The 14,717-nt window shown below is 63.5% G+C and carries 17 protein-coding genes; 8 read left to right on the forward strand and 9 right to left on the reverse strand.

All coding sequences use genetic code 11. The features are described from left to right. Window positions 1–8 precede the first annotated feature (8 nt). On the forward strand, window positions 9–389 hold the full coding sequence (locus tag NKI35_RS09935) for a nuclear transport factor 2 family protein (RefSeq protein WP_023681284.1): 381 nt from the start codon (window positions 9–11) through the stop codon (window positions 387–389). A gap of 17 nt (window positions 390–406) precedes the next feature. Further along, complete coding sequence (locus tag NKI35_RS09940; RefSeq protein ID WP_352739783.1) at window positions 407–1,006, forward strand: DNA-3-methyladenine glycosylase; 600 nt, start codon at window positions 407–409, stop codon at window positions 1,004–1,006. Between the two features lie 4 nt (window positions 1,007–1,010). Here the strand turns inward: NKI35_RS09940 and NKI35_RS09945 are convergent, their stop codons facing one another. The 4 genes from NKI35_RS09945 to NKI35_RS09960 are packed head-to-tail and all read right to left on the reverse strand — an operon-like array spanning window position 1,011 to window position 4,715. After that, the gene (locus NKI35_RS09945; protein ID WP_023681282.1) at window positions 1,011–2,147 is read right to left on the reverse strand and encodes an ABC transporter permease; all 1,137 of its coding nucleotides are present in this window, start codon (window positions 2,145–2,147) and stop codon (window positions 1,011–1,013) included. Then, on the reverse strand, window positions 2,144–3,064 hold the full coding sequence (locus NKI35_RS09950) for an ABC transporter ATP-binding protein (RefSeq protein WP_023673289.1): 921 nt from the start codon (window positions 3,062–3,064) through the stop codon (window positions 2,144–2,146). The genes NKI35_RS09945 and NKI35_RS09950 overlap by 4 nt, the downstream gene beginning before the upstream one ends. Further along, on the reverse strand, window positions 3,061–4,014 hold the full coding sequence (locus NKI35_RS09955) for an HlyD family secretion protein (RefSeq protein WP_352739785.1): 954 nt from the start codon (window positions 4,012–4,014) through the stop codon (window positions 3,061–3,063). The genes NKI35_RS09950 and NKI35_RS09955 overlap by 4 nt, the downstream gene beginning before the upstream one ends. Then, on the reverse strand, window positions 4,011–4,715 hold the full coding sequence (locus tag NKI35_RS09960; protein WP_352739787.1) for a CerR family C-terminal domain-containing protein: 705 nt from the start codon (window positions 4,713–4,715) through the stop codon (window positions 4,011–4,013). The genes NKI35_RS09955 and NKI35_RS09960 overlap by 4 nt, the downstream gene beginning before the upstream one ends. A 91-nt stretch (window positions 4,716–4,806) precedes the next feature. On the opposite strand from NKI35_RS09960, the gene NKI35_RS09965 reads away from it, so the two are divergent. From NKI35_RS09965 to NKI35_RS09975, 3 genes are all read left to right on the forward strand, one after another. Then, entirely contained in the window at window positions 4,807–5,304 is a 498-nt protein-coding gene (locus NKI35_RS09965; RefSeq protein WP_352739789.1) for a CYTH domain-containing protein, read from the forward strand. 86 nt (window positions 5,305–5,390) lie between these two features. Further along, the gene (locus NKI35_RS09970; protein ID WP_352562441.1) at window positions 5,391–6,329 is read left to right on the forward strand and encodes a CHAD domain-containing protein; all 939 of its coding nucleotides are present in this window, start codon (window positions 5,391–5,393) and stop codon (window positions 6,327–6,329) included. A 41-nt stretch (window positions 6,330–6,370) separates the two neighbouring features. After that, a complete protein-coding gene (locus tag NKI35_RS09975; protein WP_023732784.1) occupies window positions 6,371–7,171 on the forward strand; it encodes a YiiX/YebB-like N1pC/P60 family cysteine hydrolase in 801 nt (266 codons plus the stop codon). 7 nt (window positions 7,172–7,178) lie between these two features. Here NKI35_RS09975 and NKI35_RS09980 read toward each other — a convergent pair whose 3' ends face one another. After that, window positions 7,179–7,769, reverse strand: coding sequence for a TetR/AcrR family transcriptional regulator (locus NKI35_RS09980; protein WP_023732785.1), 591 nt, complete (start codon window positions 7,767–7,769; stop codon window positions 7,179–7,181). A gap of 123 nt (window positions 7,770–7,892) precedes the next feature. On the opposite strand from NKI35_RS09980, the gene NKI35_RS09985 reads away from it, so the two are divergent. Then, window positions 7,893–8,720: an oxidoreductase gene (locus NKI35_RS09985; protein WP_023673282.1), complete on the forward strand. Its 828-nt coding sequence runs from the start codon at window positions 7,893–7,895 to the stop codon at window positions 8,718–8,720. Between the two features lie 64 nt (window positions 8,721–8,784). Continuing rightward, window positions 8,785–9,081: a YciI family protein gene (locus tag NKI35_RS09990; RefSeq protein ID WP_023703852.1), complete on the forward strand. Its 297-nt coding sequence runs from the start codon at window positions 8,785–8,787 to the stop codon at window positions 9,079–9,081. Window positions 9,082–9,223: 142 nt separating this feature from the next. Here the strand turns inward: NKI35_RS09990 and NKI35_RS09995 are convergent, their stop codons facing one another. Further along, window positions 9,224–10,600 (reverse strand): adenylate/guanylate cyclase domain-containing protein, encoded by a 1,377-nt coding sequence (locus NKI35_RS09995; protein WP_023673280.1) that lies wholly within the window; start codon window positions 10,598–10,600, stop codon window positions 9,224–9,226. 174 nt (window positions 10,601–10,774) lie between these two features. Further along, on the reverse strand, window positions 10,775–11,575 hold the full coding sequence (locus NKI35_RS10000) for a helix-turn-helix domain-containing protein (RefSeq protein ID WP_352739793.1): 801 nt from the start codon (window positions 11,573–11,575) through the stop codon (window positions 10,775–10,777). Between the two features lie 116 nt (window positions 11,576–11,691). Between NKI35_RS10000 and NKI35_RS10005 the strand changes: the two genes are divergently transcribed. Continuing rightward, the gene (locus tag NKI35_RS10005; RefSeq protein WP_023692976.1) at window positions 11,692–12,549 is read left to right on the forward strand and encodes an NHL repeat-containing protein; all 858 of its coding nucleotides are present in this window, start codon (window positions 11,692–11,694) and stop codon (window positions 12,547–12,549) included. Between the two features lie 18 nt (window positions 12,550–12,567). Here the strand turns inward: NKI35_RS10005 and NKI35_RS10010 are convergent, their stop codons facing one another. Next, window positions 12,568–14,289, reverse strand: a complete 1,722-nt coding sequence (locus NKI35_RS10010) for a SulP family inorganic anion transporter (protein WP_352739795.1) — start codon at window positions 14,287–14,289, stop codon at window positions 12,568–12,570. 79 nt (window positions 14,290–14,368) lie between these two features. After that, window positions 14,369–14,638 carry a helix-turn-helix domain-containing protein gene (locus NKI35_RS10015; protein ID WP_023825831.1) on the reverse strand — a complete coding sequence of 90 codons (270 nt, stop codon included), beginning with the start codon at window positions 14,636–14,638 and terminating at the stop codon, window positions 14,369–14,371. Between the last annotated feature and the right edge of the window lie 79 nt (window positions 14,639–14,717).

Raw genomic sequence — 14,717 nt, forward strand, 5'->3', positions numbered from 1 at the left:
GAACCGATATGGCAGACGCTGAGATAAGGGCGGCTCTCGATCGCCATTGGGCTGCCTCCGATGCCAATGATCTCGAGACGGAGCATCAGATCTATCGCGAGGACGCGGTGCTCGATTATCCGCAATCAGGCGAGCGCATCAGCGGACGGCACAACATCCAGTCGTCGCGCGCCACGCAGCCCAACCGGAAGCGCTTTGCCGTGCGGCGGATCACCGGGTCAGGCGACCTCTGGATCACCGAATATGTCCTGACCTATGACGGGATTCCGTCCTATACGGTGAGCATCATGGAGTTCGTCGATGGCAAGGTGGTTCGCGAGACCCAGTATTTCGGCGATCCGTTCGAGCCGGGGCAGTCGCGCGCGCAATGGGTCGAACGGATACCTTGAAACACGGCGGCGGTAGCATGACCGGCCACCATCCGCTCGATCGTGCCGAACTGCCTGATGATACGGCCGATCTCGCCCGCTATCTCATCGGCAAGCTCGTGGTGCGGGAGCTGCCGGAAGGCATCGTCAGCGGCCGTATCGTCGAGACCGAGGCCTATGTCACCGGCGACGCCGCCGGGCACGGCTATCGCGGCATGACGCCGCGCAACCGTTCGATGTTTCTTGAGGCCGGGCACGCCTATGTCTATCTCGCCTATGGCGTCTCCTGGATGCTCAATGTTTCGAGCGAGGGGCCAGGGACCGGCACCGGTGTGCTGATCCGGGCGCTCGAACCGCTCGAAGGCATTGCCATCATGCGGCAGAACCGGGGCGTCGAACGCCTGCGCGACCTGGCGCGCGGGCCGGGACGGCTCGCCCAGGCATTGCGGATCGACCGTTCGCTGGACGGCCTCGATCTGTGCCGCCAAGGCCCGCTATGGCTGGCAGCCGACGAGCACGAGCCCGGCGACATCGGCCAAGGCATCCGCATCGGCATCACGAAGGATGCGGACCGCCCGCTGCGGTTCTATGTCAGGGGCAGTCCGTTCGTCAGCGGTCCGCCATCGCTCAATTCCTGAACGCTCAGTCGAGCGTGCGCCTGAACCGCACCAATGCGACGCCGGCAAACAAGGCCACGAACCCGACCAGCCAGGCGATCTCGCCCGCAACCGCCGGCAGTTCGGCGCCCTTCAGCATCACCGCGCGGGTGATGCGCAGAAAATGAGTCAGCGGAAAAATCTCGCCGAAGGTCTGCGCCCAGCCCGGCATGCCGCGATAGGGGAACATGAAGCCGGACAGCAGGATCGACGGCAGGAAGAAGAAGAAGGTCAGCTGCAGCGCCTGCATCTGCGTGCGGGCGATGGTCGAGATGGTGTAGCCAAGCAGCACCAGCGCCAGCACGAACACCAATACGGCTGTAAGCAGCAGCGACATGGAACCGGTGAAGGGGATGGCGAACAAGAGCTTCGACGCCGCCAGCACCACCACCACCTGGACGCCACCGACCACAAGATAGGGCAGCACCTTGCCCAGCATGATCTCGAACGGGCTGGACGGCATGGCGAGCAGGTTTTCCATCGTGCCGCGCTCGGTCTCGCGGGTCAGCGCGATCGAGGTCATCATCACCAGGGTCATCTGCAGGATGACGCCGAGCAGGCCGGGCACGATGTTGTATTGCGAGATGCCTTCCGGATTGTAGCGCTGGTGCACCACCACATCGAGCTGGCCCCTGGCGGCCTCACTCGCCGCCTCCTGCATGCCTTGCGCCCGAAGCAGCGCCTGGCTGGCCACTTTGCTTAGCGTCGAGATGGCGCCGCTGGCGGCGGCCGGGTCGGTGGCGTCGGCCTCGATGAGTATCTGCGGATTGTCGCCGCGCTCCACCCGGCGGCCGAAATCGGCCGGGATGGTGACGACGAAGGCGACATCGCCGCGCGCCATCAGGAATTCGGCAGCCTCGGCACTTTGCGCAACATGGTCGAAGCGGTAGTAGCCGGTCGTCTGCAGGGCCGCGACAATGGCGCGGGTGTAGGGGTCGTTGCTGGTCGCCACCAGTGCGGCAGGCAGGCTTTTGGGATCGTTGTTGATGGCGTAGCCGAACAGCACCAGCTGCAAAAGCGGCACGCCCAGCATCATGGCGAAGGTGATGCGGTCGCGCCGCATCTGGATGAATTCCTTGATCAGCAGCGCACCGAGCCTGGCGAAGGAGAAGACGCTGTTCATGCCATATTGTCCTTCGAGCCGGACATGAACTGAATGAAGACGTCCTCGAGGCTGGTCTCGCCGGGTTTTACGCTGACACCCTTGTGCTCCTTCTCGACATCGGCGAGCGCCTTTTCGAGCTTTGCCTTGTCGGAGCCGACGACATGCAGCGTCGCGCCGAACGGCGCCACCTGGTCGACGCCGGGCCGGTCCCTGAGTGCATCGGCGACCTGGTCGAGGCGCGGTCCCTGCAGCACGAAGGTGGTCAGACCGGCATTCGTCACCACCTCGTCCACCGTGCCGGTGGCCAGCATCTTGCCGTAGGAGATGTAGCTGATTCGGTGGCAGCGCTCGGCTTCGTCCATGTAGTGGGTGGACACCAGCACGGTCAGACCGCCGCTCGCCAGCCGGTGGATCTCGTCCCAGAATTCGCGCCGCGCCTTCGGATCGACGCCGGCAGTCGGCTCGTCGAGCAGCAGCAGCTTCGGCTTGTGCATGATGCAGGCGGCCAGTGCCAGCCGCTGCTTCCAGCCGCCCGACAGCGTGCCGGCGAGCTGGTTGCGGCGGCTCGTCAGGCCAAGCTCTTCCAGCGTTTTCGACACATGCTCCTCGACCGGCTTCAGCCGGTAGAGCCGCGCCACGAATTCGAGATTCTCGCCGATCGTCAAATCCTCGTAGAACGAGAATTTCTGCGTCATGTAGCCGACTTCGCGCTTGATGCGGAGCGACTCGGTGCGGATGTTGAAACCCAGCACCGTACCTTCGCCCTCGTCGGGCGTCAGCAGGCCGCACATGATGCGGATGGTCGTCGTCTTGCCGGACCCGTTGGGCCCGAGAAAGCCGACGATCTCGCCCTCGGCCACCGTCATCGTCACATGGTCGACGACAGTCTTGTCGCCGAAACGCTTGACCAGGCCATGAACGTCGATGGCGTTCATTTTGCGGAGGCCGCCAGCTCGACATCGACGATCTGTCCCGGCTGCAGCGCTTGCGCCTTGCCCTCAGGCCGCGCCTCGACGAGGTAGACCAGCTTCTGCCGGTTCTCGAGCGAGTAGATCACCGGCGGGGTGAATTCCGGGTCGGGCGAGACATAGCTGACGCGCGCCTTCACCTCCGGCCCGCAGCCGTCGCAATGGACGACAAGCAACGTGCCGACCTTGATCGACGAGAACGCACTTTCCGGGACATAGACGCTGAGCTTTACCGCACCGTCCGGCAACATCGAAATGACAGGCGCGGTCGGACCGGCGGTGTCGCCGGGATCGCGGATGACGTCATTGATGCGGCCGGGCGATGGTGCCGCCAGCACGCGCTTCGATAGCCGCCACTCAGCCTGCTTCAACGCCGACTGTGCCTGTTTGACCTGATTGTCTGCCGCCTTGATCGTTTCGGGACGCGCAGGCAGACCGCCGACGGCGAGGTTGGCCTGCGCCTGGCCGACCTGCGCATTGGCGGTCTCCAGCGTCGCGGCGGCGGTGTCGTAGTCGGCCTGCGTGCCGGCACCGCGCTTGAACAGGTCGGCGGCGCGGTCGTATTTGCGCCTGGCATCCGTGGCCTGGGCCTCGGCCATGTCGACCTCGGCCTTCAGCACCGCGATCTCCTCCGGCCGCTTGCCGATCTGCAGGTCGGCCAGCTGCGCCTGCGCCTGGGCGAGCGCGGCCTCTGCCTGGGCGACGGCGATTTTTGCGTCGGCGCTTTCGAGAGTCACCACCGGCGTGCCTGATACAACACGGTCGCCGCGCTTGACCGCGACGGTCTCGACCTGCGCCACTTCGATCGGCGCCAGCAAGACATAGTCGCCCTCGACATAGCCGACGGCAAGCGGCGCTGCCGGCGCGCAGGCGCCGAACAGCTGGGCCGCGAGCGGCAGGGAACAGAGAAAACTCATCGCTTGCCCTCCTTGCGGGCGACCGGATTTCGGGCCGCCAGTATGGCGCCAAGATTGCTTGTGACCGCCGCCACCACCTTGGCGGCTTCGGTGTTACCGATCTCGCGCCAGCCCATACGACGCATCACTGCTTCGCGGCCGATGCGGAAATAGATGACCTGGCCGATCAGCGTGAAGACCACGAGCTTGGTGGCCTCGCTTTCGGCCGGCTCGCCCGTCGCCTGTTCCCAGATCTGGCAGAGGCGGCGATGCGTCGGTTCGAACACCCCGTCATAGATGCGGTCGAGGCCGGCCGTCGGATGCGACAACTCTCTAAGTACGAATTGTACGATCTCGCCCGCCTCCGGCCTGGCGACGATAAACGCCACCATCGCTTCCAGCGCGGCGAACAATTGTGCCCTCGCCGCCTCCGGGCCGGCTTGACCCGGCAATTGCGTGCCGCCGAGCGCCTGGCCGGCAACCGACTGGATGGTTTCGACGATGTGGTCGGCGGCGGCCGCGCGCAACCCTTCCTTGCCGCCGAAATGATAGGCGATCGAGCCGATGTTGGCCTTGGCCTCGGCGGCGATCTCACGCGTCGACGTGCCGTCGAACCCTTGCCGTCCGAACAGCTTGAGCGCCGAAAGCACGAGTGCGGCGCGCGTCTGCTCTGCGGGGGATGTCTCCTGGCGGGGCGTTTTATCGGCTACGGTTTTGATCATGCTGGGCACTTAATCAATCGATTGATTAAAGTCAAATTGATTATCCGCGGCGGCTTGCCATGTCGGGCCGCAGACGCTTTAGTGGGCGGCCATGGGCAAGGAAGTCGAACGCAAGTTCCTGGTCTCCAGCGCCGAATGGATGGAAATGGCCGAGGCGAATATACGCATTCGCCAATTCTATCTTGCCGCAACACCCGGCCGCACCGTGCGCGTGCGCATCAGCGACGGCAGTTCGGCGAAGCTGACGCTTAAATTCGGCAGCAAGATCCGCGAGCGTGACGAATACGAATATGAAATTCCACTGGCGGACGCAGAGGAGATGCTGGCCTTCGCCATCGGACATGTCATCGAGAAGACACGCCACCATGTTAGGCATCGCGGCTATCTCTACGAAGTCGATGTTTTCGGCGGGATTCTAGCCGGCCTTGTGGTGGCCGAACTGGAGACGCCGGAGGATGTACCTGACGAAATGCTGCCTGATTGGCTCGGCCGCGAAGTGACCGGCGAGCAGAGATTTTACAACGCGTCGCTCGCCCTAGAGCCGGATGATTTTAGGTCGGGTCGACCTAAAATCGGAATCCGGCTCTAAATCAAAAGAGATGGAGCATGATGTCGTCCGAAAACCGCTTCACACTTTTCGGCATCATGCTCTAGGGGGATTCCGGAGATCGCCGCATGAGCTTTCGCATCGATCCGCGCCTGCCGCTGACCGGCGAGGTCAGGCGTATCCTTGGCGAGGAGATCGGCAAGGCGCTTGCCCATCTGGCCGTCGCGCGCGACCAGCCGGAGCAGGCATTGCACAAATGCCGCAAGCGGCTGAAGAGCGCGCGCGCCTTGCTGCGGCTGGTCCGTTCCGGAAATGAAACATTCTGTCGGACTGAGAACCAATGCTACCGTCAGGTGGCGGCGCTGCTTGCCGGGCCGCGCGAGGCGACCGCGCTGGTCGAGACCGTCGACCGGCTGGCAGCCGCCTTTCCCGAGCAGGTTGCCGGCGGCGGCCTCGACAGCGTGCGCGACCGGCTGATTGCCCGCCAGCATGAAATGCATGCCGGCGCCGGCCTCGACGCCGCCATAGGCGCGGCCACCGCCGCCTGCGAGGAAGGCCTCATCAGGATAGAGCGGCTGCTGCTCCCCGATCTGCCTGAGCATGCAGCCGATGTGCTTGCGGAAGGCGCTCGCAAGACCTTGCGCCGTGCCAGGAAGGCGCTGGACCGGGCGGGATCGCGCGGCGAAGCAGAGGATTTCCACGATCTGCGCAAGGCTGCCAAGACCCATTCGATGCATTTGTCGCTGCTCGGCCGGCTGTGGCCGACGCCGATCAAGGTGCGGCGCAAGGCGGTCGACGAACTGGGCGAAAGGCTCGGCGAACTGCACGACGTCTTCGTCATGCGCGTGTTGCTCGAGGCCGACGGTGAGCCGCTCGGCGATGCGCAGGACACAAGGCTTCTTGGCAAGCTTTTGAAGCGCTCGGAAAAAAGCCTGAAGAAGAGCTGCCTCGCCGGAGCGGCCGAGCTGTTCGGCGACAGCCCCAAGCGCTCGACAAAGAAACTCGCGCGCAATGCGCGCGACGACCTAGCCGGCCCGGTATTGTCGAAAGAGGTCCCGGTCGGTTGATCATGGCCGAGGACGTCACCTCGTGCTAGTCACACTTTACCATGACCGCGCCGCGCGACACGCTTCTCGACCGACTTGGCCGCTGGCTTGCCGGCCGGCTGCAGGACGAATCCTCGGGCTATGAGCCCTACACGCCGTCCGACGCCGAGACGTTGCGGCGCACGCTCGAACCCGGCGACATCCTGCTCATCGAAGGCAACCAGAAGATCTCCGCGGCCATCAAATACCTGACACAGTCGACTTGGTCGCATGCGGCCTTCTATATCGGCGATGCGTTGTCCGAACCGGAGGACGGATCGGAACGGCGTCGGCTGATCGAAGTCACGCTCGGCGAAGGCTGTGTCGCCGTGCCGCTGTCGCGCTACCGCACCTACAACACCCGTATCTGCCGGGCGAGCGGGCTGACCCCGGAAGACCGCGACCATGTCGTCGCCTTCGTGATCGGCAAGCTCGGCCTGAAATACGATCTCAAGAACATTTTCGACATGCTGCGCTTTTTCCTGCCGACGCCGCCGGTGCCGGTGCGCTGGCGCCGCCGCATGCTGGCTTTCGGTTCCGGCGATCCGACGCGCGCCATTTGCTCGACGCTGATCGCCGAAGCCTATGGCGAGATCCGCTACCCGATCCTGCCCGAGATCACCCGCGCGCCCGGCCGCGCCTCGGCGCAGTCGAACTATTCGCGCCGCGAAATCCTGCACATCCGCCACCACTCGCTTTACACGCCGCGCGACTTCGACCTGTCGCCCTTCTTCCGCATCGTCAAACCGACGCTGGAATTTGGTTTCGACTACCGGGCGGTGACCTGGGAAGATAGGGCCGCTGAGGCGAAGGCCGCCGAATAGCAACCATTCAAACCGGCGCCGGTGGCGAGTGGCGCCCTATGAGATCATTCGAGACAGTGTCGATGATCTCAGCGGAAAGCGTCGGATCGGGCACGACGCGGGAGAGGATCACCGATCCGACCATTTCCGCTAGGAATGCGATCGCGGCACTCCGCTTCGCGGCCGGGTCGCTTCCCGGCAGGAGTGAAATGATCAACGCGACATAATTGCTGACGATGCTTCCGAAGAACGATCGAAGCGCTGGATCGTCGTGCCGGGCGGCATCGGCCGCCAGTGCGGTGAGGCTGCATCCGTGCCCCGGATTGTCGCGATGATGGTCCGAGATGTAGTGGCGCACGAGCGTCTCAAACGGAGTATCGGTCGAAGCGAGCCGGGCGGATAGATCGGCGCTCATGTCACTGAAGGCCCGCTGCATGGCCTGAACGATGAGGTCGTCCTTCGACTTGAATTGTCGGTAGAAGCCTCCGTGGGTAAGCCCGGCCGCGCTCATCAGATCGGCAATGCCGATCCCGTCGATCCCTTGTTCGCGGAAGAGCTTTGCGGCGGTATCGATGACCCGCTCTCGATTTAACTCGACCATCTCCTTGCTCACCTTCACGACCGCATCCTCTCCTATTGATGATGATCGACATATAAGACGTGGCGGAGGCGCTTGACAATGATTATGGCGGTCATTATCACCTAATGATTACGATCATAATCATTAGGCAGGAAAGTTGAGATGACACAAGTTCAGTCGCGCGCCGAGAAGATCGCGCTGATCACCGGCGCTTCGGGTGGCATCGGGCATGCGGCCGGACTTGCGCTCATCCGGGCGGGGTATCGCGTGTTCGGCACCAGCCGCCGAGCTGCGCCCAACGAAGTGCGTCAGGGCATTCACATGGTCCCTTGCGACGTCACCGATGATGGGTCCGTCAGAGACGCCATCAAGCAAGTTGTCGCCCTCGCCGGCCGGATCGACGTACTGGTAAACAATGCGGGCCGCAGCCTGATCGGCGGCGCCGAGGAATCATCGGTCGCTCAAGCCCAAAGCCTGTTCGACATAAATGTCTTCGGCATCGTTCGCATGACCAATGAAGTGCTGCCCATCATGCGCAGACAGGGCGAGGGCCGGATCATCAACATCAGTTCGGTGTCCGGTTTCCTGCCGGGGCCATTCACCGCCCTCTACACCGCCACCAAACACGCAGTCGAAGGATATTCCGAGTCGCTCGATCACGAACTTCGAACGTTCGGCATCAGGGTTTCCCTTGTCGAGCCCGCCTTCACCCGCACCGGACTGGAAGAGAACGCCGAACAGCCTGACCGGATTTCCGGCGTCTACGAACAGGGGCGCTCAGCCATGAATTCGACCTGGCGCAACAGAATCGCGAGCGGCGATCCGGTGGAAGCCGTGGCCGACAAAGTGGTACAGGCAGCCACCGAAAAGACGCCGAGCATGCGCTATACGCCTGGCAAAACGGCAGGCCGTCTTCGCTTCATGCGGCGCTTCGTGCCCGAAAACATGTTCGACAAGAGCTTCCGCAAGCAGATGGGCGTGGCCGATTGATCTAAAATCACGGCATCGCCAGGCCAGTCCGGCAGGCGAGCCTCCTTTCGCCGAGGAGCGACGAATGAAGTCCTATTTGTGCAAATATATTCCGCCGCGTTCCGACTTTCTGGCAACGATGACCACCGATGAGGAAGAGTGGATGAAGCAGCACGGAGCATTCCTGGATGACCTGCTTGAAAAGAGGCTTATCGTCGCGCACGGCCCCGTGATGGACCCGGCTGGCGGTTATGGGGTGTCGCTCTATCGGATTGCCGATGATCTGGACATAGAGGCGATCACCTCGGAGGACCCGATCGTGAAGAATGGCGCCGGGCACTACGAACACCATCCGATGCTGCATTTGAAAACGCACGGCTAACCATTTCGACCAAACCGCATCGATGCGGCAGCGAAAGTCGCTCTCGAACGGGCCAGCTTTGCGCACGCTGGCGGGCGCGATCCTGTCGAGGTTTCTGGCGTCCATCCTGCCGAGGTGCAGGCGTCTCACATGGCGGCCTGCATCACGCCGAAACCGCAATAGCGCCCTGGTTTTCGGCTCTGTGTTCGACCCAGACATGGACCGGTTCGTCCCGGCCGCGGATGCTAACCGGTCCATGATCGCGCGCATTCAGCTGTGTCCCGAGCGATTCCGCCTTCGCGGCCTCAATCAGTCGTGACCCAAAGCAAATATTCGCCTGAAGCTCCCGGCAGAGCGCCTGCAAACGGCTGGCGACGTTGACGGTGTCGCCCACCACCGCGAAGGACAGGTTGCGCTCGCTGCCGACCGCGCCGAGGACGACGGCGCCATATTGTGCACCGATCCGAACGTCCAGCGGCGGATATCCTCTGGACACACGCTGGACATTCCAGTCTTCGATAGCGGCGATCATCGCTTCAGCGCACCGGATGGCCCGGGTTGCGTCGTCATGGCTGGCTTGCGGAACCCCGAAGGTCGCCATGATGCAATCGCCGATATAGTTGTCGACGGTGCCATGGTGGTCGAAAACGACCTGCTCCATGCGACGGTGGAACTGACGCAGTAGTTCGAACACTGCTTCGGCCGGATGATCCTCGGAATAGTGTGTGAAGCCGACGATGTCGGCGAACAGCACCGCGATATCCTGCCGGCGGACCGGGCCGAAGGGCTCGTCATCCGTGGCGAGCTGGTCGACGACATTGGGCGAAAAATGCCGGGCGAGATTGGCGCGGGCGCGCTCCGCCTTGACATAGTCTTCCGACAGATGTCGGGAACGAGAGACGACCAGCGCCATGATCGCGCCGATAATCAGCACAACCAACACATTGGTCGCCTGCGCGAACGTATCGACGAAATTGGGGTTGAGATAGAGATTCAGTCGCTCTGTCATCGGCAGCGAATAGAGGTTCGTTGCCGGAATGACGGTTCCCGCATGAAAAACCACCCATCCCACCCCGATCGTCCACGTCAAGGCCGCGAGCGCGCCGAGATAGAGCGCCAATCGTGTCGAAAGGGTCAGCGCGCCAAGGCATACGAAAATCAGCAGGAATTTGAAGCTGCCCTCGCGCAGTTGCATCGCGGCCGGCGCGACCTCGAGGGAAAACGGGTTGGGCGTTACCAGCAGAACGGTCAACAGAATGATGTCCAGCGTACCGACGAGGTAACCGATCCACCATGGCGCGTTGCGACGGCGCGCAAAGCGAAACTGGATCAGGCCGACGAGTTGGAACAGCGCGAGGCCCGCCAGCACGAAGAGCAGCGAGGCATCCCAGCGGCTGATCAAGGAAAAGAAGCAGGAGATCACGGCGAGCGATGCCGTGCGCGCCCAGAACTGCAATGCAGCACCCTGGCGTTCTGCGCGCTCCCGCAAATTTTTCAGGCGCGAATAGCGGCGAAGTTCAAGTGTTGGCGCGGTCGGCATAGGATCACTTCGATTTTGCGGGGACGGTCACGCATTCGGCAAACCCGCCCCGTACAGTCTGGCAAATCAGCGCGCGAACTCTATCATGAATGTGGCTTCATTTTTGAAGCACCTCCGGACTGGAGCGCGACAAGCTCAGCCGCCAGATGCAATCCTGCTCGGATGATGGCCCAGTCAGGCCGGCAACGGGCGGCGTCCCTTTGCCGGAGCGGTGGGCCGGTCGGACGCACCGGCATCCCTGGGGTGCGGGCCGATCGGCATGATCGCCGGAAACGGGGTTGCGCCAAAAGCAAACGTCCATTTGTAGCCGGTCAGCCCGTCTTCCGGCGTCGTGTGCTGGTCGTGATGGGCGAGCAGTTTGGCGCGCTCGGCCAGTTCCTCCGCCTCGCGCTTCACCATCTCCGCCGTCTCCGGCCGCATCCGCCTGGAGAAAGAGACGAAGGTCGCTTCCCGCTCCAGATGGGTGATCGCCCAGCCGATGAAATTCTTGTTTGTCATCTCGAATAGCGGCCTGAGCGGCCCTTCGAAATTCCACTGGATCGGTGTGTCGACCAGCAGCCGTGCCGACAGCCCGCTGCCCAATGCGATCAGGCCGATCGCTTCGAGATCGCGCAGATAAAGGAACATCGAGGCTTCGCTCAAGCCTTGCGAGCGCATGACGCCTTCGGGCGTGAACTTCTCCGACAGCATGACGAAGATGAACAGCAGCGCCGGCCGTCCCGCGAGCTTGCGCTCGATCTGCGGCGCGATGCGATTGACCGGTCCCGGCCCCCGGTTCATCGACCCCAGCACGTTTTCCAGCTCGACGCCGGCGGCAGCGCAGATCCCGATGAGACGGTCGAGCTTGCAGTTGCGCTCGTGGAAGATGCGCTTCACCGTCGGCTCGGAAATGCCCATACGCCCGGCTAGCTCACGATAGGTGACGCCCTTGGCCTTCAGCGTCCGCTTCAGCGCCTCGAAGATCAGGCCGTTCATGGAATGCACCTCTTTTCTCGCGGTTTGGTATCGCGTTTCGATACTAGCGGCAATCGCCCTTCCGGAAAAGTATCGACATCTCTAGCTCTCCGCCATCCACCACAGGAGACCTGGCCGTGAAAACCCTCATCCCCTCTATTTGTCTCGCCGCCTTCGGTATCGCGCTCGTGCCTGCGGCCGAGGCCGCCGAACTCTGGCGCGCCTCGGGCTTCGAGCAACCCGAATCGGCGCTGTTCGATGCCGCCAACAATCGCATTATCGTCTCCAACATCGTCGGCAATCCCGGGGAGGCCGACGGCAACGGCTATCTCTCGGTGCTGTCGCTGGACGGCAAGGTCGTTAGCCGGCACTGGACCGCCGGCATGGATGCACCGAAGGGCTCGGCGATCTCTGGCGGCAAGCTCTACGTCGCCGACATCACCAAGGTGCGCATCGTCGATCTCGCCAGCGGCAAGCTCATCTCGACGATCGATGTGCCCGGCGCCGTTTTCCTCAATGACGTGACATCGGACAGTTCGGGCAAGGTTTATGTCACCGACATGCTGGCCGATGCGATCTACCGCATTGACGGCGACAAGCCGGAACTGTTCGTGAAGGATGCGAAGCTCGCCGCACCCAACGGCATCTTTGCCGATCGCGATCGGCTGATCGTGGCGTCCTGGGGCAAGGGCATCAAGCCGGACTTCAGCACTGCCGCGCCCGGGGGCCTGCTGTCGGTCGATCTCGCGACGAAAGCCGTGACGCCGCTGCCTGGCGCACAAAACTTTGCCGACCTCGACGGCGTCGTCGCCATCGGCGACAGCATCTACGCCACCGCCTTCATGACCGGCACGCTCTATCGGTACAAAGTCGGCGAGGCGCCGAAGGCTGTAGAGCAGTTCAAGCCGGGCAGCGCCGATATCGGCACAGACGGCACGCGGATCTTCGTGCCGCTGATGAACGAGGGCGAGATCGCGGTGCTGAGCCTGGACTGACGGCGCACACTTGCCGGCTCAGCCAGCGGGCGCGGCTTTGAGTTGCGCCCGCGAATCCTTGATCGAGGCGGCAAAGGTCACCAGCGGCCGCTTGACGCCGTGGTTGATCAGCATGCGCCGTGTCTGCGGCGAGGCACCGGCGATGATGAAACGCACCCCTGCGCGCTTCGCCTTGTGCGCCGCGCCCTCGATGACATTGGCCGCGGTGGAATCGAAGAACGGCACCGCCGAGCAATCGAGGATGAAGTTCTTGCGCTGGTCGGCGATGCGGTCGAGCACCGTGCCGACAGTCGAGGCGGCGCCGAAGAAGAAGGCGCCGGAGATGCGATAGACGACGGTGTCGGCGTCGCTTGCCTCGCTTGCATCGTAGGCGCGGCCGCTGCTGTCGGCGACATCGTCCTGCACCAGCGGCAAATCCGCCTCCACGGCGATCGACTTGGCCATACGGTCGATGAACAGGATCGAGCCTAGCGCGAAGCCGACGACGATGCCTTCGGTGAGGTCGCGGAAGACGACGATCAGGAAGGTTGCCATCAGCACCAGGGCGTCGCCGCGCGAAGCGCGCAGCAACGTGGCGAAGGCCTGCTTCTCGAACATGTTCCAGCAGACAACCGCCAGCACCCCGGCAAGGGCGGCAAGCGGGATGTAGCTGGCCAGCGGTGCGGCCACCAGCATGAAGACCAGCAGAAAAAGCGAATGCAGCATGCCGGAAACCGGCCCATGCGCGCCGGCCCGCACATTGGTGGCGGTGCGGGCGATGGTGCCGGTGGTGCAGATGCCGCCGAACAGGGCAGACGCGATGTTGGCAAAGCCTTGCGCCACCAGTTCGCAATTGGAACGGTGACGCCGCCCGGTCATGCCATCGGCGACCACGGCCGAGAGCAGCGATTCGATGGCGCCGAGCAGCGCAAAAGCCACCGCATCCGGCAGCACCGCAAGCGCCTTGTCGAGGTTGAGTGCCGGCAGTGCCGGCAACGGCAGGCTGCTCGGAATGCCGCCATAGCGGGTGCCGATCGTTTCCGCCGGCAGCGAAAGCAGCGCCACGACAAGGGAGGCCAGTCCGACGGCGATCAGCATGCCCGGCCAGCCGGGCCGCCAGCGCTTCACCCCGACGATGGTGGCGATGGTCAGCGCCGCCACCAGCGTTGCCGAGATATTGAGCGTGCCGGCCGCGTGGCCGATCGCCATCAGCTTCGGCAGCAGCGGCCCGGGCTCCGGCCCGGCAAGCCTCAGCCCGAACAGTTCGACGATCTGGCCGGAGAAGATGATGACTGCGATGCCGGCGGTGAAGCCGACCGTCACCGGGTAAGGGATGAATTTGATATAGGTTCCGAGCCGGAGATAGCCGATGGCGAGCAGGAAGATGCCGGCCATCATCGTCGCCAGCAGCAGTCCGTCGACGCCTTCGCGCTGCACCGTCGCCGCCACCAGCACGATGAAGGCGCCGGCCGGGCCGCCGATCTGGAAGCGGCTGCCGCCGAGCGCCGAGACGATGAAGCCGCCGACAATGGCCGTGAACAGGCCGCGCTCCGGCGTCACGCCCGAAGCAATCGCAATCGCCATCGACAGCGGCAACGCGACAATAGCGACGGTCAGCCCGGCCATGAAGTCGGCCTTGAACTGCGGCAGGCGGTAACCTTCGCGCCAGACCGTCACCAGCTTGGGCGTGAACAGCTCTGAAAATGTCGGCTTTGCCGACTTCTGGGCCGGTTGATGCACTGCCCGCCGGATCTGATCCATGGAATGCCTTCCGCTTGCGTGAAGGCGGCGGGATCGTCGGCAGGACTGTCGGCGGTCGCCGTCGCGACTATATGCCGGCTCAGCCTTGCGGGTTCGGCGGCGCGACCGACTTGAGGCGCACGCCCCGGCCGCCGCGCTCGCTGGTCTGGTTCTCGCCGATGAGCTCCACCCCGGCCTCGTCGAGAGCCTGGATAACCTTCATCAGCGTATCGACCACACCCCTGACCACGCCGTCACTCGCTTCCATGCGCTGGATTGTCGGAAGCGAAACGCCGGCACGCTCGGCGAGCGTCTTCTGATCGATGCCGGCCAGCGCCCTCGCGGCGCGCATCTGGGCGGCAGTGATCATCGGTCGGAACCCCCGTCTGAGTCTGCGGAGACGACGTGTAATACAATCATAGTGATGTTTCAACCATCATAAAGCATAC

The organism is Mesorhizobium sp. M0676 (assembly GCF_040320535.1).
Lineage (GTDB): Bacteria > Pseudomonadota > Alphaproteobacteria > Rhizobiales > Rhizobiaceae > Mesorhizobium.